30 protein-coding genes, 1 tRNA gene and 1 pseudogene are annotated in these 25,243 nt (G+C 34.2%); 17 read left to right on the top strand and 15 right to left on the bottom strand.

The window, feature by feature from the left end; genetic code table 11:
• The first annotated feature begins 1 nt into the window (after position 1).
• Genes J3U91_RS06140 through J3U91_RS06110 form a run of 7 tightly spaced genes read left to right on the top strand, consistent with a single transcriptional unit; the run spans position 2 to position 7,990 of the window.
• A complete protein-coding gene (locus tag J3U91_RS06140) occupies positions 2 to 925 on the top strand; it encodes an ABC transporter permease (protein WP_002816403.1) in 924 nt (307 codons plus the stop codon).
• Positions 925 to 1,938 (top strand): ABC transporter permease, encoded by a 1,014-nt coding sequence (locus J3U91_RS06135; RefSeq protein ID WP_002818760.1) that lies wholly within the window; start codon positions 925 to 927, stop codon positions 1,936 to 1,938. Before J3U91_RS06140 ends, J3U91_RS06135 begins: the two co-directional genes overlap by 1 nt.
• A gap of 2 nt (positions 1,939 to 1,940) precedes the next feature.
• The gene (locus tag J3U91_RS06130) at positions 1,941 to 3,095 is read left to right on the top strand and encodes an ABC transporter ATP-binding protein (protein ID WP_002818762.1); all 1,155 of its coding nucleotides are present in this window, start codon (positions 1,941 to 1,943) and stop codon (positions 3,093 to 3,095) included.
• Entirely contained in the window at positions 3,092 to 4,012 is a 921-nt protein-coding gene (locus J3U91_RS06125; protein ID WP_002818764.1) for an ABC transporter ATP-binding protein, read from the top strand. The genes J3U91_RS06130 and J3U91_RS06125 overlap by 4 nt, the downstream gene beginning before the upstream one ends.
• Positions 4,013 to 4,060: 48 nt before the next feature.
• Entirely contained in the window at positions 4,061 to 5,725 is a 1,665-nt protein-coding gene (locus tag J3U91_RS06120; protein ID WP_002818766.1) for a putative polysaccharide biosynthesis protein, read from the top strand.
• On the top strand, positions 5,722 to 7,143 hold the full coding sequence (pepV, locus tag J3U91_RS06115) for a dipeptidase PepV (RefSeq protein WP_002818768.1): 1,422 nt from the start codon (positions 5,722 to 5,724) through the stop codon (positions 7,141 to 7,143). The genes J3U91_RS06120 and pepV overlap by 4 nt, the downstream gene beginning before the upstream one ends.
• A gap of 10 nt (positions 7,144 to 7,153) precedes the next feature.
• Positions 7,154 to 7,990: an undecaprenyl-diphosphate phosphatase gene (locus tag J3U91_RS06110; RefSeq protein WP_002818771.1), complete on the top strand. Its 837-nt coding sequence runs from the start codon at positions 7,154 to 7,156 to the stop codon at positions 7,988 to 7,990.
• 48 nt (positions 7,991 to 8,038) lie between these two features.
• Here the strand turns inward: J3U91_RS06110 and J3U91_RS06105 are convergent, their stop codons facing one another.
• Together J3U91_RS06105 and mscL are read right to left on the bottom strand one after the other, a co-directional pair.
• A complete protein-coding gene (locus tag J3U91_RS06105) occupies positions 8,039 to 8,698 on the bottom strand; it encodes a deoxynucleoside kinase (protein ID WP_002826451.1) in 660 nt (219 codons plus the stop codon).
• Between the two features lie 154 nt (positions 8,699 to 8,852).
• Positions 8,853 to 9,242, bottom strand: coding sequence for a large-conductance mechanosensitive channel protein MscL (gene mscL / locus J3U91_RS06100; protein ID WP_002816455.1), 390 nt, complete (start codon positions 9,240 to 9,242; stop codon positions 8,853 to 8,855).
• A gap of 104 nt (positions 9,243 to 9,346) precedes the next feature.
• Here mscL and J3U91_RS06095 point away from each other — a divergent pair.
• Positions 9,347 to 9,430: transfer RNA gene (locus tag J3U91_RS06095), tRNA-Leu, on the top strand.
• A gap of 581 nt (positions 9,431 to 10,011) precedes the next feature.
• On the opposite strand, the gene J3U91_RS06090 is transcribed toward J3U91_RS06095, so the two are convergent.
• The 9 genes and pseudogenes from J3U91_RS06090 to J3U91_RS06055 form a co-directional block, all read right to left on the bottom strand.
• On the bottom strand, positions 10,012 to 10,296 hold the full coding sequence (locus J3U91_RS06090; RefSeq protein WP_002818775.1) for a hypothetical protein: 285 nt from the start codon (positions 10,294 to 10,296) through the stop codon (positions 10,012 to 10,014).
• Positions 10,297 to 10,350: 54 nt separating this feature from the next.
• Entirely contained in the window at positions 10,351 to 10,566 is a 216-nt protein-coding gene (locus J3U91_RS06085) for a helix-turn-helix domain-containing protein (protein ID WP_002818776.1), read from the bottom strand.
• 738 nt (positions 10,567 to 11,304) lie between these two features.
• Entirely contained in the window at positions 11,305 to 11,478 is a 174-nt protein-coding gene (locus tag J3U91_RS06080; protein WP_002818778.1) for a zinc ribbon-containing protein, read from the bottom strand.
• Positions 11,479 to 11,673: 195 nt separating this feature from the next.
• A complete protein-coding gene (locus J3U91_RS06075; RefSeq protein WP_002818780.1) occupies positions 11,674 to 11,997 on the bottom strand; it encodes a hypothetical protein in 324 nt (107 codons plus the stop codon).
• A 266-nt stretch (positions 11,998 to 12,263) separates the two neighbouring features.
• Entirely contained in the window at positions 12,264 to 12,590 is a 327-nt protein-coding gene (locus J3U91_RS06070) for a DUF3892 domain-containing protein (RefSeq protein ID WP_002823723.1), read from the bottom strand.
• A 131-nt stretch (positions 12,591 to 12,721) separates the two neighbouring features.
• A complete protein-coding gene (locus tag J3U91_RS09870) occupies positions 12,722 to 12,847 on the bottom strand; it encodes a hypothetical protein (RefSeq protein ID WP_002818783.1) in 126 nt (41 codons plus the stop codon).
• A gap of 16 nt (positions 12,848 to 12,863) precedes the next feature.
• Positions 12,864 to 13,079 (bottom strand): CsbD family protein, encoded by a 216-nt coding sequence (locus J3U91_RS06065; RefSeq protein ID WP_002816448.1) that lies wholly within the window; start codon positions 13,077 to 13,079, stop codon positions 12,864 to 12,866.
• Between the two features lie 114 nt (positions 13,080 to 13,193).
• Positions 13,194 to 13,562: pseudogene (locus J3U91_RS06060) on the bottom strand (helix-turn-helix domain-containing protein).
• 673 nt (positions 13,563 to 14,235) lie between these two features.
• Positions 14,236 to 14,523, bottom strand: coding sequence for a DUF3892 domain-containing protein (locus tag J3U91_RS06055; protein WP_002818787.1), 288 nt, complete (start codon positions 14,521 to 14,523; stop codon positions 14,236 to 14,238).
• Positions 14,524 to 14,749: 226 nt separating this feature from the next.
• Between J3U91_RS06055 and J3U91_RS06050 the strand changes: the two genes are divergently transcribed.
• The 7 genes from J3U91_RS06050 (at position 14,750) to J3U91_RS06020 (ending at position 19,746) form a co-directional block, all read left to right on the top strand.
• Entirely contained in the window at positions 14,750 to 15,028 is a 279-nt protein-coding gene (locus J3U91_RS06050; protein WP_002818788.1) for a hypothetical protein, read from the top strand.
• Between the two features lie 90 nt (positions 15,029 to 15,118).
• Positions 15,119 to 15,958 carry a hypothetical protein gene (locus J3U91_RS06045; protein WP_002818790.1) on the top strand — a complete coding sequence of 280 codons (840 nt, stop codon included), beginning with the start codon at positions 15,119 to 15,121 and terminating at the stop codon, positions 15,956 to 15,958.
• 168 nt (positions 15,959 to 16,126) lie between these two features.
• Positions 16,127 to 16,627 (top strand): acyltransferase family protein, encoded by a 501-nt coding sequence (locus J3U91_RS06040; protein ID WP_002818791.1) that lies wholly within the window; start codon positions 16,127 to 16,129, stop codon positions 16,625 to 16,627.
• 75 nt (positions 16,628 to 16,702) lie between these two features.
• The gene (locus J3U91_RS06035) at positions 16,703 to 17,344 is read left to right on the top strand and encodes a hypothetical protein (protein WP_002818792.1); all 642 of its coding nucleotides are present in this window, start codon (positions 16,703 to 16,705) and stop codon (positions 17,342 to 17,344) included.
• 1,079 nt (positions 17,345 to 18,423) lie between these two features.
• On the top strand, positions 18,424 to 18,927 hold the full coding sequence (locus tag J3U91_RS06030) for a GNAT family N-acetyltransferase (protein ID WP_002818795.1): 504 nt from the start codon (positions 18,424 to 18,426) through the stop codon (positions 18,925 to 18,927).
• A gap of 39 nt (positions 18,928 to 18,966) precedes the next feature.
• Entirely contained in the window at positions 18,967 to 19,182 is a 216-nt protein-coding gene (locus J3U91_RS06025; RefSeq protein WP_002816443.1) for a hypothetical protein, read from the top strand.
• 39 nt (positions 19,183 to 19,221) lie between these two features.
• Positions 19,222 to 19,746 (top strand): GNAT family N-acetyltransferase, encoded by a 525-nt coding sequence (locus J3U91_RS06020; RefSeq protein WP_002818796.1) that lies wholly within the window; start codon positions 19,222 to 19,224, stop codon positions 19,744 to 19,746.
• A 76-nt stretch (positions 19,747 to 19,822) separates the two neighbouring features.
• On the opposite strand, the gene J3U91_RS06015 is transcribed toward J3U91_RS06020, so the two are convergent.
• Positions 19,823 to 21,106 carry an MFS transporter gene (locus J3U91_RS06015; protein ID WP_002818797.1) on the bottom strand — a complete coding sequence of 428 codons (1,284 nt, stop codon included), beginning with the start codon at positions 21,104 to 21,106 and terminating at the stop codon, positions 19,823 to 19,825.
• A gap of 801 nt (positions 21,107 to 21,907) precedes the next feature.
• Here J3U91_RS06015 and J3U91_RS06010 point away from each other — a divergent pair.
• Positions 21,908 to 23,155, top strand: a complete 1,248-nt coding sequence (locus J3U91_RS06010) for a threonine/serine exporter family protein (protein WP_002818799.1) — start codon at positions 21,908 to 21,910, stop codon at positions 23,153 to 23,155.
• Positions 23,156 to 23,208: 53 nt separating this feature from the next.
• Here J3U91_RS06010 and J3U91_RS06005 read toward each other — a convergent pair whose 3' ends face one another.
• The 3 genes from J3U91_RS06005 to J3U91_RS05995 all read right to left on the bottom strand — a co-directional run bounded on the left by J3U91_RS06005 (position 23,209) and on the right by J3U91_RS05995 (position 24,358).
• Complete coding sequence (locus J3U91_RS06005) at positions 23,209 to 23,439, bottom strand: hypothetical protein (RefSeq protein ID WP_002816439.1); 231 nt, start codon at positions 23,437 to 23,439, stop codon at positions 23,209 to 23,211.
• A 166-nt stretch (positions 23,440 to 23,605) separates the two neighbouring features.
• On the bottom strand, positions 23,606 to 23,830 hold the full coding sequence (locus J3U91_RS06000; protein ID WP_002816438.1) for a hypothetical protein: 225 nt from the start codon (positions 23,828 to 23,830) through the stop codon (positions 23,606 to 23,608).
• A 381-nt stretch (positions 23,831 to 24,211) separates the two neighbouring features.
• Complete coding sequence (locus J3U91_RS05995; RefSeq protein WP_002818801.1) at positions 24,212 to 24,358, bottom strand: ribbon-helix-helix domain-containing protein; 147 nt, start codon at positions 24,356 to 24,358, stop codon at positions 24,212 to 24,214.
• Between the two features lie 279 nt (positions 24,359 to 24,637).
• On the opposite strand from J3U91_RS05995, the gene J3U91_RS05990 reads away from it, so the two are divergent.
• Positions 24,638 to 25,195: an NADPH-dependent FMN reductase gene (locus tag J3U91_RS05990; RefSeq protein ID WP_002818803.1), complete on the top strand. Its 558-nt coding sequence runs from the start codon at positions 24,638 to 24,640 to the stop codon at positions 25,193 to 25,195.
• The last annotated feature ends 48 nt before the right edge of the window (positions 25,196 to 25,243 follow it).

Raw genomic sequence — 25,243 nt, 5'->3', positions numbered from 1 at the left:
TATGGCAAAATACATCTTAAAAAGAATACTCATGATGGTTCTTACGGTCTTTATTGTTACCGCACTTACATTCGTGATGATGCAATGGATGCCGGGTTCACCCTTCAATAACCCGAAACTCTCCGCATCGCAAATTGCTCAATTGAGTAAGCAATATGGTTTGAGCAAACCGATTTGGCAACAGTTTCTTAATTATTTGGTCAATGCAGCTCACTTTAATTTTGGGACTTCATACATTAACACCGGTCAAAGTGTCAGCTTGATGATAAGCCAACGCTTGCCTGTTTCGATGGAATTAGGTATTCAGGCTCTGATACTCGGTGTTCCTTTAGGAATGTATATCGGTACTTACCAAGCGATGAGAAAGAACACGGCGCGCGATTATAGTTTGAGTATTATCACTCTCTTCTTCACTGCCTTGCCGGACTTTTTGTTGGGAATGTTGTTAATGCTTTTCTTTGCGATTGATATGCCGATTTTTCCGATAACTGGTTGGAATTCCTGGATGTCCAGTGTATTGCCAACTTTGGCTTTGGGAATGGGTGTCATTGCCTTTGTTGCTCGTTTTACAAGGTCGCAGACTTTGGAAACTTTGGACTCTGATCAGATTCAATTAGCTTACGCTAAGGGCCTTGATGAAGGCCAAGTTATTATGAAACATGCCGTTCGAAATTCTTTGATTCCTGTTTTGACTTTGCTTGGACCTTTGACGGCCGGGTTATTGACAGGTTCTGCGCTGATTGAAACGATTTTTTCAATTCCTGGAATAGGGAACCAATTTGTCTCCTCGATTTCTTCAAAAGACTATCCAGTTATCATGGGAACAACAATCGTGTATACGATTTTATTACAGGTTATGATTCTACTTGGCGATATTGCCACAGCGATAGCGGATCCAAGAATTCGTTTAGGGGGTAAAGACTAATGGCTGAAAAGACCTTTCAAGTTGTTGGAATCGAGTCAAGTTCCGATAATGAAAAAATTCAAAAACCATCGTTAACTTTCTGGCAGGATGCATGGCGCCGTTTAAAATTAAATAAAGTTGCCGTAGTTTCAATGTGGTTTTTAATTGCAATATCTGTTTTCACAATTGTTATGGTCCCATTTTTGAGTCAACAGCAGGCAAATAAGTTTAATCCAAACGAGATAGCGACTTATAAAGATTTGCCACCAAAGTCTGGCCTGCCAATTCCTGGTTGGGAAGGTAAGCATGATGGCGATGATCTTTATTCAGATCAGAATGTCCCGGCTGGCAAGAATTTTATTTTAGGAACCGATGATACCGGTCGTTCAGTTGCTAAAAGAGTTATTGTCGGAATAAGAATTTCTTTGACAATTGCGATTGTCGCTTCTCTTGGAGATTTGATTATTGGTGTTAGTTTCGGTGTTTTCTCCGCCTGGAAGGGTGGCTGGATCGATTTGATTCTCCAACGTTTTATTGAAATTTTAAGTTCAGTTCCCTTTATTGTCATCGTTACTTTATTTACTTTGTTGCTTGGAGCCGGAATTTGGTCGGTTATAATCTCTTTGATTCTAACCGGTTGGATTAACATGGCCCGACAGATTCGTGCACAAACACTTTCGGTTAAAGAGCAGGATTATGTTTTGGCGGCAACTGTTTTAGGGGAAAGACCTTTAAAAATTGCTATGAAACACATCATTCCTAACATAAGTTCAACTATTATTGTTCAGTTAATGATGACAATTCCACAAGCAATCACTTCTGAAGCTATTCTTTCTGCTCTTGGTTTAGGTGTTCAGCCACCAACCTCTTCTCTAGGTTCAATGATCAATGATGCACGTGACGAGATACAATACTATCCATATTTGGTTTTGATTCCAGGTACTTTTCTGGTATTGATTTCTTTGGCTTTCTACCTATTTGGCGATGGCCTTAGAGATGCATTTGATCCAAAAAGCGGCGATAGTGGAGACTAATCATGACGGAAAAACCAGTTTTACAAGTTAAAAATTTATCAGTAGAATTTCATACCTACGCCGGTACAATCAAAGCAATTAGAAACGTTTCCTTTGAACTTAACAAAGGCGAGACCTTGGCAATTGTTGGCGAATCAGGCTCCGGCAAATCCGTTACAACACATACTTTAATGGGCTTAAATGCAAGTAATGCGACAATTTCCGCCGGCCACATTTTCTATAAAGGAAAAGATTTACTGAAGTTCAGCGAAGAAGAATTCGAGGAACTTCGCGGCGGCGAAGTTGCGATGATTTTTCAGGATCCAATGACGAGTCTTGATCCGACCATGAAGATCGGAAAACAGATTATGGAAGTCATTCTCCTTCATGATGAAGATATTGAAAAAGAGCAGGCTGCTGCAAAGGCATTGGAATTAATGAAACAAGTTGGTATTCCAAATGCCGAAGAACATTTTCAGGATTATCCGCACCAATGGTCCGGTGGTATGCGCCAACGTGCTGTTATCGCTGTTGCCTTGGCAGGAAATCCGGATATTTTGATTGCCGATGAGCCAACGACTGCTCTAGATGTTACTATTCAAGCTCAAATTCTTCATTTAATGAAAGAAATTCAATCCGAAATTGATTCTTCGATTATTTTTATTACTCATGATCTTGGTGTTGTCGCCGGCATGGCTGATAAAGTGGCTGTTATGTATGCTGGTCAAATTGTCGAGTACGGCACGACGGAAGAAATTTTTTATAATCCTCAACATCCTTACACTTGGGGTCTTTTAAATTCAATGCCGACTACCGATATTGATACGGATGAACTTTCTTCGATCCCCGGTACGCCACCGGATTTACTTAATTTGCCAAAAGGCGACCCTTTTGCTCCCAGAAATCGCTATGCTTTGGATATTGACTATGAAGAAGAGCCACCATTTTTCCAATTGAGTGATACGCATTATGCAGCTACCTGGCTTTTAGATAAACGCGCACCTAAAATAACTCCTCCAAAAGAAATCTTGAAGCGTTGGGACAAATGGAAGAAATTTGGGAGCAAAAGTGCTCTGCCAAAAATTTCAAAGTTTGGTGTTGCCGAAAAAAAGAAGACGGCCAAAGAAACTGCTGTTCCAAAAAGCGGAGCTGAAGTAACTGGAAAGGACAATATATGACAGATAAGAAATTACTTGAGGTTAAAAATCTTAATCTGGCTTTTAATCCCGGAAATGCAAACGAAGTCAAGGCTATCGATAATGTCAGCTTCGATATTTACGAAGGTGAGGTTTTTGGATTAGTTGGTGAATCCGGTTCTGGAAAAACAACGATTGGTCGTACAATTCTGAAACTTTATGAACCACAATCAGGGGAAATTCATTTCGAAGGCAAAGATGTTTTGAAAATGAAATCTGTAGAATTAAGATCTTTTCGTAAAGATGCTCAAATGATTTTTCAGGATCCCCAAGCAAGTCTTAATGGTCGAATGAAAGTTAAGGATATTATTGCTGAAGGAATCGATATCCACCATTTGGCAAAAAATAAGGAAGATCGAGATAATCAAGTTGAGCATTTACTCGAATTGGTTGGTTTGAATAAAGATCATTCCAGTCGTTATCCTTACGAGTTTTCAGGTGGTCAAAGACAACGTATTGGTATTGCCCGAGCACTGGCTGTTCGGCCAAAATTTATTATTGCCGATGAGCCGATCTCGGCTTTGGATGTTTCTATCCAGGCCCAAGTCGTTAATTTGATGAAGCAGCTTCAAAAACAGGAAAAGTTAACTTATTTGTTCATTGCTCATGATTTGTCGATGGTTAAGTACATTTCCGACCGGATTGGAGTGATGCATTGGGGCAAAATATTGGAAATCGGAACCTCCGACGAGGTTTATGGAAATCCAATCCACCCTTATACTAAGAGCCTTTTAAGCGCCATTCCGATCCCGGATCCTCAAGAAGAACTTTCCCGAAAACCAATTGAGTATGATCCTACCAGCGAAACTGATGGCAAAAAACGCGAGATGCATGAAATTACACCCGGTCATTTTGTTTTTTCGACCGATGAAGAAGCAGCAGAATTCGCAAGAGGCTAACTGCTTTTTTTATTGCTTTAATTTAGTAGAATGTAAACAGTATTTCTTTTGACGAATATTCATAAACAATCCGAGGATAGCTATGTCCAGAAAACAGAAAGCATTGAAAACCAGTTAGTTAGTGGCTCAGTTTGGCTTACTTTTGGAAACTTTTTTTCCCGAATTCTTGGTGCACTTTATATCATTCCTTGGACAATCATTATCGGCAGATATTCGACTGAAGCGAATGGCCTTTTTAATATGGGATATTCCATATATGCTCTGTTTTTAATGATTGCGACAGCTGGAATTCCCACGGCGATAAGTAACTTGGTTGCCCACTATAACGCAATTAACGAAGCCCAGACTTCAATGAAATTATTTTGGCAGGGTTTAAAAATTGCTTTATTGACCGGTTTGGCTTCAGCCTTGATTTTAGGATTGTCAGCGCCTATTCTGGCAGCCGGACACCGCTTTTTAACGCCAGTGCTTTGGTCTTTGGCGCCGTCTGTGTTTATTTTTCCTTTTATGTCGATGTTTCGGGGTTTATTTCAAGGTAACCAAATGATGAAAGAGTCCGCTATTAGTCAGATTTTCGAACAGGTTGCCCGTGTCATTTACATGCTTGCCGGGACTTTTATTGTGATGAGATCAAACCCTTTAAATTGGCAGGGAGCGGTTGTCCAGTCGACTTTTGCTGCCTTTATTGGCGCTTTGTTGGGAATGTTTTACCTGCTTTATGCCTTTGCAAATCACCGCGAGCGTTTTGTCGATGCAGCTAGAAATTCATATAGAAAAGAACGTGTCGATGCCAAGGAACTGATTTTTGGAATTCTAAAACAAGCAGTTCCTTTTGTTGTTGTCGCTTCTGCTGTGACTTTTTATCAATTAATTGATCAATTTACTTACTTTGCTTCGATGAACCGTTTTTTTGATTTTTCTGATCAACAGTTGATCATTCAATTTGCTCGTTTCAATGCCAATGCAAATAAATTGGTGTTGATTATTGTCCCGTTTGCAATTGCAATTGCAGAGACGAGTTTGCCGATGCTTTCCAATGCCTATTCCAATCATAATTGGGAAAGTATTAAAAAACAGATCAAGAATATTTATCGTCTTTTTTATGTTGCTATGCTTTTGAGTGCGTTTGGCCTTTATGCTGTGGCCTTGCCGATGTACACGGTCTTTTACGGAACCAGCGATCCGGATTTGCTTGCTGGAGTTCAGCTGCTAAAAGTTAGTGCGATTGTTGCCATTTTTTTTGGTTACTTCACTATTTTATCTTTTATCATTCAAGGACTCGGTCACGCTCGGACCGCGATGAAGGCTCTGATTTATGGAATTCTTTTGAAAATGGTTTTCCAGGTGCCGATGATTTATATGTTACAGGCAACTGGTGCGATGCTAAGCACTCTAATTGGTTTCGTTTTTAGCAGCTGTTATTTGTTAAATGAGATTAAAAAGAATTATCAAGTCAGTATTCTTGATACTAGTGCCGATTTATTCAAAACTATTGTAATTGGAATTTCTGTTTTGATATCTGCTTCGATAGTTGTTAAACTGCTTGAATTAGTCTTTCCGTTAACGCGTTTTGCACAAATTATCGTTCTTCTTGTAGCAGTATTCTTTGGTGGAATCGTTGGTATATTGCTACTGATTAGATTTAATGTTGCCGATGAGCTTCTTAGACGTTTTATACCGGCAAGATTTTTTAAGGGAGTTCAACGAAAATGACAATTGATTGGAAAAGTGAATCAAGTAAGGTTCAAAAACAATTATTAAAAGATTTAAAATCACTTGTTGCTGTAAAGTCTGTTCGTGATGATCTTAACAGCAGCGACGATGCGCCCTTGGGACCGGGACCACGCGATGGATTATATAAATTTTCCGAGATGACTGGACGTGATAAATTTCAGTTAAAAATTTTAAAAAATGTTGTTGGCTACTTGGAGTATGCACCGAAAGGCGCCGATGATCAATATGTGGCAATTCTTGCACATGTTGATGTCATGCCGGCCGGCGATGGTTGGGAAACGGACCCTTTTAAGGCTGTTGAACGTTCCGGCAAGATATTCGGTAGAGGAACAGCTGACGACAAGGGACCGGGCTTAGCTGCTTATTATGGTCTCAAAATTGTTAGAGATCTTAATTTGCCATTAAAACATCGGGTCCGCTTTATTCTCGGAAGTGATGAAGAAAATGATTGGACGGGAGTTAATTATTATTTTAAAAATCAGCCCCAACCGCTATTAGGATTTTCGCCGGATGCCGATTTTCCGATCATTAATGGCGAAAAGGGTCTGGCACAGTATGAGCTTCATTTTGCCGGTCGTAATAGTGGCCGCCTGAAATTATTGAACTTTCAATCTGGCTATCGGACCAATATGGTTCCTGGCAAAGCTGTCGCTATTATTCAGGGTAATGATCTTGATACCTTCATTGGTGAATTCAAAAATTATCTTTCTGGTAAGACTGTATTATCCGGAACTGCATCTTTAGAAAAAGATCGATTAACAATCACTCTTGAGGGCAAACAAGCTCATGGAGCATGGCCGGAACAGGGAAAAAATGCCGGCACTTATCTTGCTGAGTTTTTGAAGGATTTTGCTTTTTCTGAGAATGCCAAGGATTTTTTGAATTACTTAGGTACGGTTGCTCATCAAGATCCAAAGGGCGAAAAACTCGGCATTGCTTCAACTGATAAAGTTATGGGCAACTTATCGATGAATGTTGGTATTATGCATTTTATCGATCAGGAAGACAGTTTTATAAATCTCAATATTCGTTTTCCAAAAAGTACGAATAATAAGCAAATTTTAGAAGGGCTCAATTCGAGCAAGCCAAAAGCCATGAAAGAACCCTTTGTTAATAAAGGGCTTGTACAAGAACCACATTATGTCGCTCCAGATGATCCTCTTATTAGGACACTCTTGGATATTTATCAAAAGCAGACTGGTGAAGCGGCCTATGATAAAGTAATTGGTGGCGGCACCTTTGGTCGTTTAATGAAAAGGGGAGTTGGCTATGGAGCTTTATTTCCTGATGCCGAAGCGACAATGCATCAAGCGAATGAAAATTTCCGTATTGCCGACTTGGAACGAGCGACCTCGATTTATGCTCAAGCGATTTACGAAATAGCAAACTTAGACTAAAGGGGAAATTATGTTTTTTGGAATTTTAAAAGCAATTATTTTAGGAATCGTTGAAGGAATTACCGAATTTCTACCGATTTCTTCGACTGGTCATTTAATTATTGTCGATCAGTTTGTCAAAATATCTTCCAATAAAGCTTTCACGACAACTTTTGAATATGTTATCCAATTAGGAGCGATAATTGCCGTTGTCCTGCTTTATTGGAAAAGATTGTGGCCCTTTGGAGGCGGCAAAACAGAAAAACAACGTTTTAATATTTGGGCAACTTGGGTAAAAGTTGTAGTTGGGGTTATACCTTCGGTTATCATAGGATTTCTTCTCAACGACTGGATGGACAAGCATTTAATGAATTGGTTGGTTGTTTCGATTGCTTTGATTGTTTATGGAATTGCTTTTATTTTCATTGAAAATTATCAAAAGAATAGGCGGCCAAGAGTTAGAACAATTAATCATTTGACTCTTGCTGATGTTTTAAAAATTGGTTTTTTTCAAGTTTTAAGTATCGTCCCAGGGACTTCCCGTTCTGGTGCAACTATTCTTGGCGGAATCTCAATTGGCGTTAGTCGTGAAGCCGCAGCTGAATTTTCTTTCTTTCTATCGATTCCTACGATGCTCGGTGTCTCGGTTCTAAAAATTGGGAGTTATCTTCACTCTCATGGAATGTTCAGTGGAGAACAGATCGTTATATTGTTAGTCGGCATGTTTGTTTCCTTCGTAGTTGCTTATGTGGTTATTAAATGGTTGCTAAGATTCATTCAGACCCATGATTTCAAAGCTTTTGGCTGGTACCGTATCATTCTTGGTGTTCTAGTTATTGCTTTAGGTGCGATTGGCATAATTGATTAAATTAAAAAGAGTTTGGTCGACAAGCTCTTTTTTTATCTCTTAAACTGATTAGGCAATTCTCATCCTAAAAGATTTTCCACGCAGATCAGCAAGTTTATCGTCAATCATCGAAAGAACGACTTTTTGGTTTTCTGGATCCTCCAAATTCCAATGTTGTAAATCAATTTTTATTTTAGGAGATTTGTCGTATTCTTCGTACCATTGTTTGTAAGCAGCCCACATTTTATGATAGTAATCGCGAAGACTCGGATTATTATCAAATTGCTCATAAGGACGCGCTCGTTTTTTTATCCGATACAAAATTGTCTCGAAATCGGTATCTGCATAAATCATTAGGTCAGGGGCCTTTTTCTTTAGGCCTTTTAATTCGGACATCATATTATTTAAAAGCTCATTGTAAACATTCATTTCTTGATCGGAAATGTTCCCATCTAAGTGATTTTGCTCTGTAAAAAGGGCATCTTCGTATATTGAGCGGTCTAAAACATTGTTATCGTCGGCCAAAGCTGCCTTGATCATGCTAAAACGTCGATTTAGGAAATAAATTTGGAGTAAGAAGCCATATTGTTTGGGATTCGAATAATATAGAGGCAAAACTGGATTATCCGCCACCGGCTCATAAAATGGCTCTGTGCCCAAGTGCTCGGAAATTAATTTTGTTAATGTTGTTTTTCCTACACCGATCATTCCTGCTGTTATTATCACCATATTTCCCCGCTTTCACAGTTTGTCTTTAGATAATTTAGCATCTAGGCGAACAAAAATGGGTGGATAAGTCTGTGGATTTTCAATTAAAATAAACTTGTTGTATACAAAAAGCGTCTTTACGGCGCTTTAAAATATTATAAGAATTATACGATCTTTAGGCTTTGTTCGTGGATTGATTGGATTTCTTTAGTTCCGCTCTAATATCAGTTAATAATTTAACTTCTGATTCGGCTTCGGCATCTTCTTTTTTCTCATTCTTTTTAAAGAATTTATTGATAGCCTTTATAATCAAGAATATTATAAAACCAACGATAATAAAGTTGATTACCTGATTTAAAACGGCCCCATATTTAAAAACAGCTGGACCAATCGAGAATTTAAGCGACGATAAATCCACTGCACCGGCGAATATGCCAATTATTGGACCGATCAAGTTTGTAACAATAGATTTAACAATGCTTGTAAAGGCAGCCCCCATAACAACTCCAACAGCTAAATCTATTGCGTTTCCACGCATAATAAACTGCTTAAATTCATTTAACATTTAATTTTCTTCCTCTAAATAAAAAAACTTTCTTGAAAATGATAGCAAAAAATTTGAAAAAATGACTACTTTTTTGCGATAATAGACTAGTCGTATTTATTTAAGCCCCAATGGCGGAATTGGCAGACGCGCAGCGTTCAGGTCGCTGTGAGAGCAATCTCGTGCAGGTTCGACTCCTGTTTGGGGCATTATTTAATAGATTTCCCGATATATCGTCATAGTTGATATATCGGGATTTTTCATACTCCCACAAGGGGGTGGGCATTACACACATTTATTTGTTCCACCTGTTTTTACATGTTTTTCAACGTTATGGCCACGAATGGGCCATAAATTTTAGAATAGTTGTGATAAAAAATTGGTCAGAGTTAGATTTTTTTGATGTTTCAGCTAGTATTTAAGTTATATCTTCTTTTTTTCTAATAATTTGAGATCAGAATCTTTTGCTACTTTTGTATATACAATATTTAAACGTTGGGTTGGACTTTTATTAATCAAATAATTGGCATGAGCTTCTCTTAATGTGCCTGATGGATATCTACTTTTCTTTTAACTACTGTCTGCTTAGACCTGTTTTTTCAAAGGAATTGATAAAATTCTGAAAGTTTTTTCTTGTAAAGCTGGTAAGCATTGCATTAGGTGTGTTTTTTTTTATTAGGAAACGTCAGCGACCCAAGCTTTTCTGCGTTGATGAAAACTTAACATAATTTGGTTACTTATGTACGCCACGATCGGGTGACTAAAAACATAATTACACTACTGAATTTTTTTAAATGGTAAAATTTTTTGAAATAAGGATATCTTTAGATGATTGATCTGCACCTTCATAACCTTTAGAAAGTAATTCATTTATAAAAAGACGATTATAAATGAATGCAAATACAATACTAGCTACTCCGAAGATAACACTATCAGCAATAATAATGATTAGAAACCATAGCCAATCTCCTCTAAACAAAGCTGGAAAGAACCCAAAGAAGAATACTGTCCATGAAAAACCTACTTTAGTCCGTTTAAGTTGCTTCGTTACGGGATTTTTTAAATTAACTCTCATTTCTCTATAATGTATCCCATCTTTTAACGTGAATAAGGTTGTTGCACGTAAACTTTATTCGTTTATAAACCAACTCACGTTTTTATTAAACACTTTGGCTAGTTTAACCAAGCTGGATAATTTTGGAAAAACTTTTCCCTGCTGCCAATTGATGATTATGTTTGTAGGTAATCCTGATCTTTTTGCTATTTCACTGATTGATAGATTTGATTGGCCTATTGCTAAACACAATTTGTTAGCAAAATATTCAGCCTTGTTTGAATCTTCCATTTATCCCCTCCGTAGTATTTATATACACCAGGATTAACTGGCTATAATTATTCTTTCTTGGTGCGCTTGTTAAAAAAATAAATTCCTATAAATATTGCAACGATTAACAATAGCCGCCAATAAATAAAAGCATAAGTCAAAGCGATAATAATCAGCAAGTAGGGAAGCGCTTTAATAAAAAAATTTGCACACAATACTATTAAAATTAACAAAAATAATAACCAGATTCTCTATCTCTTCCAAACGGATTAACGTGACGGCGAACGTATTTTTATAAAATAGTTTTTTATTAGAGAAACGTTTTACTATAAAAATTCCACACAAAACTTGAATTCAATAAATGAACATAAATATTCGTCATTTTCGTCGGTTTTTATTTTCCACGGTATATATAAAATCTTTATTATACCTACTTTAAATTGAATAAAGATACTGCGAGTTTTCTTATGCAACTGTATTCCGTTTAAATCGAAGAGACAAATTGATTTAGTAAAAAATAGGCAGATGGGTTTACTTGCAGGAAACTATGAAAGAAATGCTTTAATCTTGGCTTTTTAAAATCGTTATGTTCCTTCTTGAAGCATTAAGCAGGAGTTCCTCGTCTAATAATATTTTTTCCCAAAGCGAACCAATATCGGTATTGGGAGAAATCTTAAAAAAGACCAAAAAAATTCATTTATAAATTGCTCAACAAAATTGTGAGTGTAATTATTAGCAATCAGAAATATTGATAAATATTTACAAATGAAGAATTGAATTTTGACTTAAAGCATGCTTGAATTTAACCCAGTTTGCAGCCTTACATTCTGGGCAAGATGGCAGAACATCCGAATTTTTAAACAAATAAATTATTTCCCCGCAAGTCAGACACTTATAACGTCCAGCACCCGGTTTATCACCACTCTTAAACATTAACCCCTGTCTCTTTCCTTGAAAAATAAATTTAATTTTATTTTAGTACAAAAAGGTAGCGCTTACACATTATTTAACCAAGAAGTGAAATAAAAACTGTTTAACTACCCAAATTCGCTGAAACAGAGAACTCACAATCTAGAATAATATCTAGTTTGATAATTCAAATACGATATAACAATTTATCGTTCTCTTTTAGAAGAAGAGGGAACGAACTAATGCGATTATCGAAATTCCGATCGCAAAGTAGCTGAGTAAATAGGCTTTTTGAACTTTCTTGCGGGCATAGGCTTGTGGATCCAACTGTGTTAATAAAAAGTTTCTTCCCCGATTTGTTAGAGTGTATTGATCCTCATAGCCATTGGTATAATTTTCATCATAATCGCCGTGGTTTCGTACTTCTTTAACGTATCTTTCTTCGATCAAGAAATTTAAAGCTTCAGATTTGTCAATTGCCATCGGGTTGTTGGAACGATAGAGGGCCATTAGAATCTTATATTCGCTTTCATCAACATTCATATAATAATTATCTATCAATAAATTAGAAAAAGGTTATGCAATTAAGGAAACAGTATTAATAGTTGAAAGTATCGAAAATATTTTTAAAAAAATTTTTAAGTTATCGAATCTGTTGCTGATATTTTCAATATTTATGACAAAAACGCACAAAAATAAAACTAAACAACGATTTCTTTTTTATATGAGAATCATTGAGTTTAAATAATTTATATCGTGGCCTGACTGGGAAATTAACGTTTCAAAATCACCGATCAAAATTGCTTCTATTATTGGAAATGTGGTAGTTTTAAAAGATTATCGATCTCCGAATCACTATCTTTGGTTAATACATAACTTTTCTTCGGATTTTTCTTGCTAACGACCTTAACTTTATTTGCCTTCTTTCGGTTGGAAGGATTGATATAAAAATAACTAATATCACTCTTTATTTCCTGGTCCATATCATGGGCACTTGCGCGATAACTTATTCTATAATCCTTTGTTACTCTTGGACTGGCAAGTTTCACTGCAACAACTCTTTTGTTTCCTTTAGGATCCACAAACAATTTAACTGCCACTATTTCTCTTTTAAATTTTGCTTTCTTCTTTGCCATACTCTAATTTTACAAAGTTTTATTGGAGTAAACATGCATATATTTACTGTATTAATTATTGTATTTTATTCTCTTAAAGGGGCAGGAAATTAATTTCCCAAAAAACATTAAAAAATATATAAAAAAAGACCTCAATCGGTCTTCTTATTATTAATTTTTTTATTGACTTCCTTCTTTATTTTTGGAGGAAGAGTCTTATTTTGAAGCTTAATCTTATCTTTTTCGATTTCTTCTTGAACTTTCTTTTTATTGGTCATATTCCTTTACTGTGATTTATTTCTTTTCTTTGTTCATGTTCTTTTTTGCTTCGTCGACTTTTTCTTTAACGGCGTCTTTAGCATCTGACAAAATATCTTTTGCTTTTCCTACTGTTTTTTGCATCTTACCTTCGCCTTCGCGAGTTTTGTCACCGGTAACTTTGCCTTCGACTTCTTTGGCAGTACCAGCGGTTTTGTCCTTCAGTGAATCAGCTTTATCTTTTGATGACATATTACTCTCCTTAAGGTTATTTCAGCAAGATTAAACGCTTACCGATAACTTCATTATACGAGATTGAGATGAAAGTTAAATTAAATCCACTACTTAAAGGGGATAACTTGAAATCTAGTTTCCACCTCTTATTATCCAGGCAATAAAACCACCGATTGCAAATATTAGCCACCAAAAACGAGCCAGAAAATCCCAAACGTTCATTTGACCATATTTTCTTTTATAATTACCGCTGTTTGGATCAAACGAGAATTGTTTGTTATCGATTCTGGAATTCTGTTACTCGCTGCCCAACACCAGAGTATCCAAGCTAACGTCCAGAAGCTCGGATAATTTAATTAGATTATTTAAGTCGGGAGTTGTTTCGCCACTTTCCCATTTGGAGATGGCCTGGCGGGAGATAAATAATTTTCCCGCTAAATCTTCTTGGGACAAATTTTTCTTATTACGATATTTTTTCAACTGTTCTGGGAATTTAGCCATTTTTAATTATCTCTTTTCTTAGATTTTCGAATCCATGAATTAATCTCTTACACAATAAAGTATGTTCTGAAAACATACCTCTGTCTAGCAACCAAACCATGATATCTCGCATCAATTAACCTATCTTTGCGCAAGTTGTTTTTGCTTTGTTAGCCAAAAATACCGGTTCGAAAGCTTTTATCCGGTTGCGAAAGATATTTGATTCGTTGATCGGATGTTTGAAAAATGTGTTTTCGCTATGAATATATTTAATCGAGTGACTGAATTTTAATTGTCACTGAAAACGTATCAGTTAATATGTGCATTAAAGAGCTTACAGGAAACTACCGATACTGCCAGAAGTACAGTATCGTCCATTTCAAATGCAGCGATGTATTTAGGGGAGACCTTGGGCGGTCTAGCAGGCGGGATATTAATCACTAGAATAACTGGATTTTGGGGCATTAGTATTTTTACTGTGATTCTTGCGATCGTTTCATTGATTATGTATTTTTAGGGAGTGTTAGCTTATTGCGATAACTTAAAAATCATAAATCAATATTTAAATGTTACTTGGTGTTTTTTGTATAATATTTATTGGTCTTCAAAACCAATAAAGCTCAAATCTAAAAAGTGAGCTTCAGCTGTTGAGCAATTCAACAGTTTTTGTTTGCTTTCGATTAAAAATTAATTTTTAAAAAGTGGGTAAGCTTCTTAGACTATCATTTTTTTTCGATTGACCGGCAGTTTTTATATAGGCCTTTAATATATCGTGTTTATTTACAAATTCTACTTCAGCTTTGTGACCTTGCTGATCTATATAAAAATATTTATCATTTTTTTTAATTCTGTTGGTAATATCAAAAGCTTCAACTATATCCGGTACTCCGAAGGTTTGTTTAAATCTGCTTTGTTTAATTTTCACTCCAATAATTCGTTGCTCGTTTTTAGAAAGTTTGATGGCTACAATCTCATATTTCATCTAAGATAATTCTCCTTTTTTAGTCATAAACTCGATACGATTAAATTTCATCCTCAGTCTATTTTAACGAAAGACCAGAGAACAAAATAAAACATATTATTTATTTAGATAATAGCGATACTGTCTTTAAACTTGTTTCATGCTTTTTGGTAAACTTTTTGATCCAGTTTTAATTATTAAATAACCTTTACTATTTTAAAGAGTGGAACTGTCTGTCCTACAATTGATGATTGTGAATAATTTAAGAGCAAGTATTAACCAATTGACTCCTGCAGCACAAACGGCCGTTAAAGAGATAATCTCAAATGCCAAAGAAAACGACAAGGCAATTGTCGATATGGATTTCAACAATCAGCAGCTATCGATTGCAGACAGCGACAGTATTGCTGCTTTAACTGATGGACAAACACATTTGTTTGCAATCTATACGGTCTATGACAAGGATCATAAAACAATCAAAAGACTGCAGGCAAAACTGAACAAAGAATTACTTGAACAGTTATAGGACTGTTTTTTTGTTTCATTTGATAAGCAAAAATAATAAAATTTAGTTGTTGGGTTCATCTGGTTGAAAAATACAGGGGATGTCATTTAAATGACTAATGAATTGATCAATGATCTGAAAATATTGAGAGAGTTCGATTCTGGAAAAACACAAATTGAAGCTAATTTTCTAAATCGATATAAAGATAATATCGATAAACTTTCCGGTGAACAGCTATTTGTTGGAAAACCTAATTTTGGTGGAAATTGGTATTCTTATTGGTTAAATCCGAGATTGACACAAAAAGGGAAAGATTTTTTGATACTCTTTGAATCACTTGAAGTTCTAGAGGAGATCTTTAATCGAGAATTTAGTAATTTTTCCCTCATTACTCAAGCAAAATTAAATTTACTAAATTATTTGAGTGATAATGATTTAATAAATTTCAATCGGAAAACAAAAATTACTGCGAAGGGAATAATTATTTATAAACCCGAAAAAATCTTAATTAGGGATAGGGGCTACAATCTTTTATCTGCAACCGATTTAACCGATATAAATGATTACCTTAATAAAAATAAAGAAAATCTTTCTAATCCTAATATCACTAACTCGGTTATAGTTGAAAATGGTCAAATTGACAGTAAAAACAATCGAATTATTTTTGGTCAAATTGATAAAAAGACTGAAATAAAAATGCAAAGAAATAGAGTTCTCAACGAATTCAGTCGAAATTTAAAGCATCTTTCTGATGGCGATATTTTAAAGCTTCGCAACTTTCTGAATTCGATTTCTGAAAATGGGGATTTCGATCAGGAGAAACTAAATGATTTTTTTGACCAACATCCGAATTTAATAAATGGTATCAATACAATAACTCAAATTATTTTCGAGTCGGGAAAGTCATTTGCGATCGGGTATATTAAAAACAATTTTCCTGGTATTTTTTAATCTATATTTTTAATTTTGTCCTAGTCTTCAATCTTAAGATTGAAGATTTTTGTTAATAAAAGCGGAGAATCACTCAAATATTTTAGCCAGTTTTTTTATTTAAAGTTAATCTATATTTAAATTAAAATCCATTGTAATTGCCTAAAATTGTGGCTATTGAAACGAGCCATGAAAGAAAATGATTCTTTGAAACAAATTAATCCACCGAAACAATCCCAGCGAACTCATTTACATGAAATCGATTTTATGCGTATCTTTTTTACTTTTGGAGTTTTATTTAATCACACGGTTAATAAATTTACTCTTGCAATGTCACAAAGCGAAACATATTATACTGTACGGACTTTGCGGGTTATGTTTCACTACACTCGCATGGGATTCATATTTATCAGCGGTGTTGTTTTAACCTTAACTTATTTTAATCGCAATGATTGGCCGGCTTTTTTTAAAAAAAGATTCAATGGCAGCTTATGGCCATATTTAACATGGAATGGATTATTAATGTTATTGATGATTGCTTTGGGAAGTACCGATTATAATTTTAGCAATTTTGGAAACAAATATTTAACATTAGTTATGCATGGAAGCAGTTTTTATATGTACTACATGCTTTTGGTAATGCAACTGTACTTGCTGTTTCCTCTAGTAGTTTGGATTTTCAAAAAATGACCGAATTCTCATAATAAAATCTTGTTTATTAGTTTTGTTTGTCAATTAACCTTAGTTTTCTTCGTTAAATTTATCATGCCACAAATGGATGTTTCCAGCTGGCCTTACTGGTTTAAGGCAACGAGCATCAACATTTTTGCCTATCAATTCTACATGCTCTATGGTGTTTATACCTGCTTGCATTATCGAGAGATTTATTCCTTTTTGCAGAGAAATATACATGCGATTGCAACTCTTGCGATTATCATGGCTATTGGCATGTTGTTTTACTATCGTATTTGGGATCAAAAAATTCTTGGGATGGATGGCGATAGTTCCTTATCTCTCCATCAACCGTATATTGCCTGTTACGATATTGTGATGTTGAATCTTATTTTTTGGCTTGGTAAGAAGTATGCTACCTTTCGTCAACGCGGTTTTCCCAAATGGCTTGAAAACTTTATCAATCTAGCAGTGAAAGTAAGTTTTGGTATGTATCTTAATCAAACACTCGGTTTACTAATGTTGAGTTGGTTGCTATCTGTATTTTCGCTCCCGGACTGGATTATGATGATGTTAATTCCATTTGGCTGGGTACTTGTAATTGCTATTTCATTTATGATTGCCTGGTTTTGTTATAAAGTGCCACCTTTTGGATTTTTGGTTGGGCGACCGAACTGGCATCCTTTTCGGATTGTTAATGAGCGTTTATTTAGATCATCGACCTTTGAAAGATAGTTCTGGCGACTCTATAAAATTTTTCAAGTTTGACTGGATTTTTTTATTTAAAAAATATTCAGTTTGCCAATTGCTTAATAAGTAAGACTGACAATTAAAATTTTTAGCTGAATGGAAATTATTTTTATGATTGTCTTTTAATTAATCGATTTGGTAAAATTAACCACGGGTATCTTTGATGCCTAGAACTAAATTATTTTTATTAACTAATTCAGTTTTCATGTGATATCGATTGATGAAAAGATCGATATTGGGACCGCCACTATTAAATTAGTAGCGGTTTTTTAATTTTCGACTTTAAGAATAATTTTATGAAATATCTTATTTTTTTGATTTTAAATTTAATTTGATAGTGATTGAATTTAAAGTCAATTACAAAATTTGGAAACAAAAACTCTTGGCAAACGAAAACCAAGAGTTTTTGTATAATTGATTTGTGCCGTAAGGCACACAAAAAATCCTGAGAAGGCATTTTTTGCTACAGCCGCTACCTTTATTGGTGGCGGTTTTAATTTGATAATTTAATAAAAAAGTAATTTTGTAAGACATATTTTGTATGCGCTTACATTAATGTATTATAATAGAACTTGGCGCTTGAAACAACGCCCTCGCAGAGATTCTCCTTTATTTAAAATCCGTTTTTCCTATGATTAACAGCCATTAAATGGCTGTTTTTTTAATAATTAATGTAAAAAAACTCCTGATATTAAATCAGGAGCAATTTTATTTTCATTAGATTATTTTGATTATTTCAAATAGTACAATTTGAGTATTTACAACTACCGCCTTTATCATCAACAACAGTTATTCAAACAAACACTTACAACCAATACAATTCAAATCTTAAAACATATGAAAACTAAAACTGTAAGCGATATACCATTGTATACGCTTACACGAGATATTATAATAAAATTTTCCATCTGAAACAACTCGATTAAAATCCTATTTTCTGGAAAAACAAATTATTTTTGAAAGCAGTTTACTTACTATTTTTATAAGATAGCTTATGTTTCAAAGAAATGATTTGTTATAATTTTTAGCAATTGAAGTTTTTTGAATTGAATTTGGAGCGAATTTTGTTAATCAGACAGGCAGTTATTTCAGATGCACAGAAGATATTGAAATTTCAAAAAGAATTAGATCAACAAACTGACTTAATGCTTTTATATCCTGAAGAACGGCAAGATTGTTGTTTGGATATTGAAAATAAAATTAGCCAGTTAAATCGAAAGCATGGATTATGGCTCTTAGCCGAAGACCAAAAGGGCACAATTATCGGTAATTTGACCGTTGATAGATCCATTTTTAAAAAAATTGAGCATCTCGGTTATGTTGTTGTTGGTGTCTTAAAAGCGGTCAGACATCGGGGAATTGGTGATCAATTATTTAATTCAATGGATCAATGGGCACTTGATAATCATATTCACCGTTTAGAATTAACCGTTATGCAGAATAATTTAATCGCTCAAAGCCTCTATAAAAAGCATGGTTTTGTTGTTGAAGGATTGCGCCAAGATTCTATTTTTCAAAAACAGAATTATGTTAGCGAATTTTATATGGCGAAAATTTTTAACAATTGAAAACTTTTAATAATTATTAACATGAAATGGATATTATAGATGACAAGCAAATACGCACCCCTTTGGAATTACATAGGAAAATTAGATCAAGAAGATTTCTTTTTGTCTTTTGAGCAAATCAAACAAATTCTCGGGTTTGAGATTGATCATTCTTTTTTAAATTATAAAAAGGAATTACCTGATTATGGATATTCTGTTAGCAAAATATCTTTAAAGAATAAAACAGTCAAATTTTCTAAAATTGAGAGTAAATAATTTTTTATTCATCAATTAATTAACTTTAAGGAGATTCTGATGGCAAAAATATTCTTGGATAAAGCAAAAGCTGAATATAAACAAAGTTTTTATAAATACATTGAGTCTTATTTGGCCGAAGGCGAGACATCTTATTACGACAAATATAAAATGGCTTTAGATAATTTTCATGAATACATAAAGCTTTTAGAGAAAGAAGGCCAAGGAACCGATTTGCCCAAAGATCGTGTAGCTCAGGCGACTTTTTGGTCGGTTGATGATAACTTTCACGTTTTGGGCGTTACAAGAATTCGTAAACAAGCACTAGAATTCGGCGGGAATATAGGCTATGATATTGCACCTGCATATAGAAAAAAGGGTTACGGATCACTAATACTAAAACTTGCTTTGATCAAAGCTCGTGAAATGAATTTACAAAAAGCTATCGTAACTTGTGAAGTAGATAATATTGCTTCAAAAAAAATCATTGAGAAAAATAAAGGCATCTTTATTGGAAGTTTATATTCAGAGGAAATGAAGTCTCGAATTTTAAAATATGAAATGAGTTTGGGTATCACTCGTTAAATTAATGTTTTTGATTCATAGAACTTTTATTTTTTCCGTTTTTAATAAAAGCAAAATAATTATTATTTGACCAAAACTATTTTTTGTTTATTGATATCATTTTGTTAATAAAAAATCCGCTGATACTCAAAAAGCTGCCAATTATGCTCGTACCCAAAAACATGAGAGCCATACCACTTCCTTCGGTCTTTCCGACGACTTTTTCTAGTAAAAAACTTAAATTATTTGTTCTGCTTATTAAGGGAGTAAAAAAATTATCGGCCAGATATCCTCCTAGAAAAGCGCCAATTGGTATCATCAGGCTTTCCCAAGAATTTATCTGTGTAAATAGTTTGGGATGATCATTTACACTCGCATTTTGATACACTATCATATTGCTTGCTGCCGTTACAAAGGGCATTGGAATCGTTGCCGCGATAGCCGCTAAACACCAAATAAGGCAATTCTGTCCAAGAGCCATTAGGCTGTCGCCAAATAAAAATGATATTAACGCTGATAAGTAAAATACTGTGTAAGGATTTTTTATCGTGAAAATTTTTTTGGTAAGCAATATTCCACCACAGATACTTCCTAAGCCGAAAAAACTGTTGACGATAGCCAACACGGTTTGATTCTCATTACTACGAGATAGAATCATCGGCGATAGTATACTCTCGTAAGTCCTATTGGAACAGAAACTCATAACTGAAGTAAATACTATTAATATGCATATTGTAGGATATTTCTTTTTAATATTTATTTTTGTCGGATTGATTTGTTCTTTGTTTTCTTCTTTTGAATAAATATTTTTGATTTTCAAGGTTCTTAGCAATACATAAATTATTCCAAAATAACTGATTATATTAGTAATTAATAAACTATTTATATTTCCATTTCCAACTTTTAATAATACGGTCGCTATCTCAGGACTAATTAATGCTGTTGTAGCATTTCCTAGTGAAAAAAGACTGATATTTTTTTGATAATCGTTATTTTCACTATATTTTCTAATGAAAATAGCAAGTGCTGGTACTTGAAAGGATTTTAGGAAGCCACTAATGATTAGTGCAAAGTAAATTGTTATTAAAGATTGCTGATAGTTTCTTATTATTTCTATTAGCGCCCAGAGAAATAAACCACATAAACTAGTGTATAAAAGGATTTTTTCCGGTGAATACAGTTTTATATATTTTTCCACCATTCTGGAAAATATCCAGGCAGGTAAGTAGAAGGCCGTAATTCCTAAAGCGACATCCAAGGCGCGGTGTGTTTGCAGGAAGATCCAGATGCCGATTCCATAAGAGATAATCAGATTACCGAGAGTTGATAACGTTTGTGTCGACCATATTAAAATAAAAAAATTATAATTCTGTTTTTGCATTTAACTGCTCCTTATATTGAGATAATATGAGTGTTTCCAAATGCAATTTAATTTTAATGACCCATATCAATCAATTACATTTGATATGGGTAAAAATAAGCATGGCCAAAAATCTGAATAACATATATTTTCCTTTCCTGATTTAAAAACAAAACTTTTTAAAATGTGCTTTATATAAAATTCTATTAAAAAAAGTGAGCCTTGATAATTGTATCAGCTGATCAAAAACTAGGATAATTTGCATTTTTATTTTCTTTTAATTTTTCTTTTATGTTCGCTTAATAATTTTGAAATATATTATTTTGTGTAGCCGATAGTCGACTACAGAAAACATAAAATAACTTTAAATTGAACATTTGAGTTGTAACTAATTCACATTGCGTAACCGTCAGTCAAAATACTGACGGTTTTTATTTGTTTTAACGGGAAATATACTAGGATTACTGTTGAATCGGCAATTACTACTTGATATCTCAACTATTTTTTTGTAAATTAAAGTATGTTTGTTAAATTTATTTTCTCAGAAATAATTACCGTTTTCCATAAATGAGATATTCTATCCGGTTAGGATTTAAGTTTTGTCTAATGACGTTTTAATACGTAATTATTTTTAGCTTTGGATGAAAAAAAATTTCATTTCATTTTTCATAAATTTCAGGGATAAGTTTCAAATCATTATTTTTTCAAAGGGGAGGGATTATCAAAAAAAATATAAAACCACAAAGTAAAGTCAAGCAATTATATAACCACCATATGACGATACATTGGGGTAAATTCATTCAAAAGCGGGATATATTATCCTTGGGGGCAAGTCTGGAAGAAAAAGCTTCGATTGTTGGGCGAGTTGGTATCTTGATGCTTTCATGCGGAACCGGTGCTTGGAGGGTAAGAGAGGGCATGAACACAATTGCCAGGAATCTTGGCATAACCTGTTCCGCGGATATTGGTTTGATTTCGATCGAGTATACGTGTTTCAGTAATAATTTAAGTTACACTCAGGTTCTCTCGCTTCCAAAAACTGGTGTCAATACGGATAAACTCGATCAGATGGAACGTTTTGTCAAAGAATTCGGAAACGATTGTTCTTCATTGACTATTCGCCAAATACACAATAAATTGGACACAGTGCAGAGAAAAGCGGTTATTTATTCAACTTTTTCAGCAGCATTTGGAGCTGCCTTGGCATGTAGCGCCTTTATTTTTCTGTTGGGCGGTGGTTTAGTGGAAATGATTTGTTCTTTTATTGGGGCCGGTATTGGTAATTTAACCCGTAGAAAGATGATCGACCATCAGATAACGACATTGGTATGTACGGCATCCGGAGTCGCTGTTGCATGTTTATCTTATCTTTTTATTTTCAAATTGCTTGAATTATCTTTTGCTATATCATCTCAGCATGAAGTCGGTTATATTGGAGCGATGCTTTTCGTTGTTCCTGGTTTTCCTTTTATAACAAGCATGCTTGATTTATCCAAATCGGATATGCGTTCTGGCTTGGAAAGATTATCCTACGCTCTAATGATTACAATTGTGGCGACCCTAGTCGGATGGTTAGTCGCTTTGCTGGTTGATTTTAAACCGGGGAATTTTTTGCCACTTGGATTAAGTGTTTTAACTTTAATGCTTCTTCGAATACCGGCAAGTTTTTGTGGCGTCTATGGATTCTCCATGATGTTTAATAGTCCTTGGAAAATAGCTGCTTTATCCGGATGTATCGGAGCTGTTGCAAATACTTTAAGACTGGAATTGGTCGATCTAACGAATATACCAGCTGCGGCGGCGGCCTTTTTCGGATCTTTAGTGGCCGGTATTCTCGCTTCTTTTATTAACCGGAAAACTGGTTATCCCCGTATTAGTTTGACCGTTCCTTCAATAGTTATTATGGTTCCTGGATTATATATCTATCGAGCTGTTTATTATATTGGTCTTGATTCAATTAATGCCGGCATGTTGTGGTTAACCAAAGCTGCCCTTATAATTATGTTTCTCCCAATGGGACTTTTTGTGGCTCGTTTTCTCATGGACAAGAAGTGGCGTTATAGTGACTAATAAAAAAATAACAGTAATAAAAAACCAGCGAAAAGGCTGGTTTTTTATTACTGTTAAGCACGGTCATTACAGTTATTAGTATTTCTAACTTCTATTCTAACTGGCTTATATGCATAGATAGTATTAATTGGCACAATATAAATTTTATTTTTGATAACCTCAATGAACAGCTCTATTTTTTTAACATACTGGTGATTAACGATTTCTTTTTTTGATAGATTAACTTTCGAACTACTTTCTTTATGAAACCTATTTAGCAATTTGATTGTATTTGTTAATTTCATTTTCTATCTCCTATCATCAGTTAATTGCTGATGGCAATATCATATTGTTCTTAAGTAAAACGAAGATTAAATTATGCTAAGAAAAAGCAATATATTGAATTTAATAAGTCGGATAATTCAAGATAAACAAAGAAAGCTTTAAAAATCTCTGGAATGGTAATTCTTATTAAATATTAAGCGGATTGATATGCGTTGTATGTGCATCGGGGATAACCGTTACAATTTTATCGGTACTGAAATAAATCAAAAAATTTGCTGTATCTGTTCCGACTAAAATATCCAAGTTCTTGGGGTAACGTTCGATTTTCTTTATTTCCCGGGAACTTGAATCGGAAAAGTTAATAACAACATGATCATTTGTTTTTAATAAACTCTTTATGACATCAAACATTAAAAATCCTCCTTTCAATTATTGTACTTTAATATTGATAAGATCAGATTTACAGTATAAAAAAACGACCAATAATTTGACAAACGAATAGGCGAATTACTGAATTATTATCAATTCATAAACGAATTTAATCTTTTTTTAGGCTACTTTATATATTGGTTTAATTAACACAACATATTATCAATACAACAGAACTTGATACCGAAAGGTGGCAGAAATGGAAATCGCATTACCTTTATATTTTTTCTTTTTAATGTTTACAAAAGTTACCATAATAGCAGCCTTAGTCTTTTTATCAACTTGTCTTGTATTTGTTTTATGGCAGTGTCTCAAAAGCCTTAAATATAAATAATAAATTGAATATATGAACTACTAAAAGACTTAATTAGTCTTTTTTTCGTATTCTTTGGTTAGATTTTCCAACATTTTTTCTACCAATTCAGATCTTGGAATGGAAGTCTCTTTTGAAATTGTATTCAATTTTTGAACTAGGTTGTCCTCTAAAGTAAATGTAGTTTCTTGCTTCATGTTTCAATCATACGTCTTCTATGTTGCATCTTTGTTAATTTCGAGTTTTAATTGTTTTTCTTTCCATTATATTTTTGAAAAAATTCTGATGATTAATATTCTTGTTACAGATACTCACAATGATGACGAGAGGGAACCGATTCCAGGCTAAATTGAAAAGTACTTATCATGATAAAAAAATAAATATATTTCTTAAATAGCTTAAAGCGATCAATTATTTCGCTTGCCAATATTTTTAAAATGCTTTATAGTTTACTTATTAAAAGTAAGGAGAAGTAAATGACAATAAAAGTTGGATTGGTCGTTGGTAGTTTAAGAAAGGATTCGTATACAAGAGCGATTGCTAAACAAGCCTCTGAATTATTGCCCGATAACTATCAAGTAATCGACATTAACATTGGAAATCTTGATCTATATAATCAGGATTTGGATGATGAGGATCGTGTTCCTCAGAGCTGGAAAAATTTTCGTCAACAGATGAGCAAAGTAGATGCAGTTATCTTTGCAACCCCTGAGTATAATCGGTCAGTTCCGGGAGCCTTAAAAAATGCAATCGATGTCGGCTCGCGACCATACGGTAAAAGTATCTGGGATAAAAAACCAGCCATAATTTTAAGTGTTTCTCCCGGTTCAATCAGTGGCTTTGGTGCCAATCATCATTTACGTCAGTCGTTGGTATTCTTAAATATGCCTGTTGTTTCTCAACCGGAAGTTTATATTGGCAATGTTACGAGTGTTCTTGATGATAATTTGAAAATCACTAATCCCGGCACACTCCATTTTTTGCAATCTGCCATGGATACTTTTGATGATTTAGTTAATCGTTTTAATGATTAATTTCTTTGTAAACGAACGGAATATTTGCGTATTTCGTTCTTTTTTTAT

It is taken from the genome of Oenococcus oeni (genome assembly GCF_020510245.1).
Classification (GTDB): domain Bacteria; phylum Bacillota; class Bacilli; order Lactobacillales; family Lactobacillaceae; genus Oenococcus; species Oenococcus oeni.
Note: the sequence above shows the minus strand (reverse complement) of the source record. Positions and strands in the feature narration are given on the sequence as shown.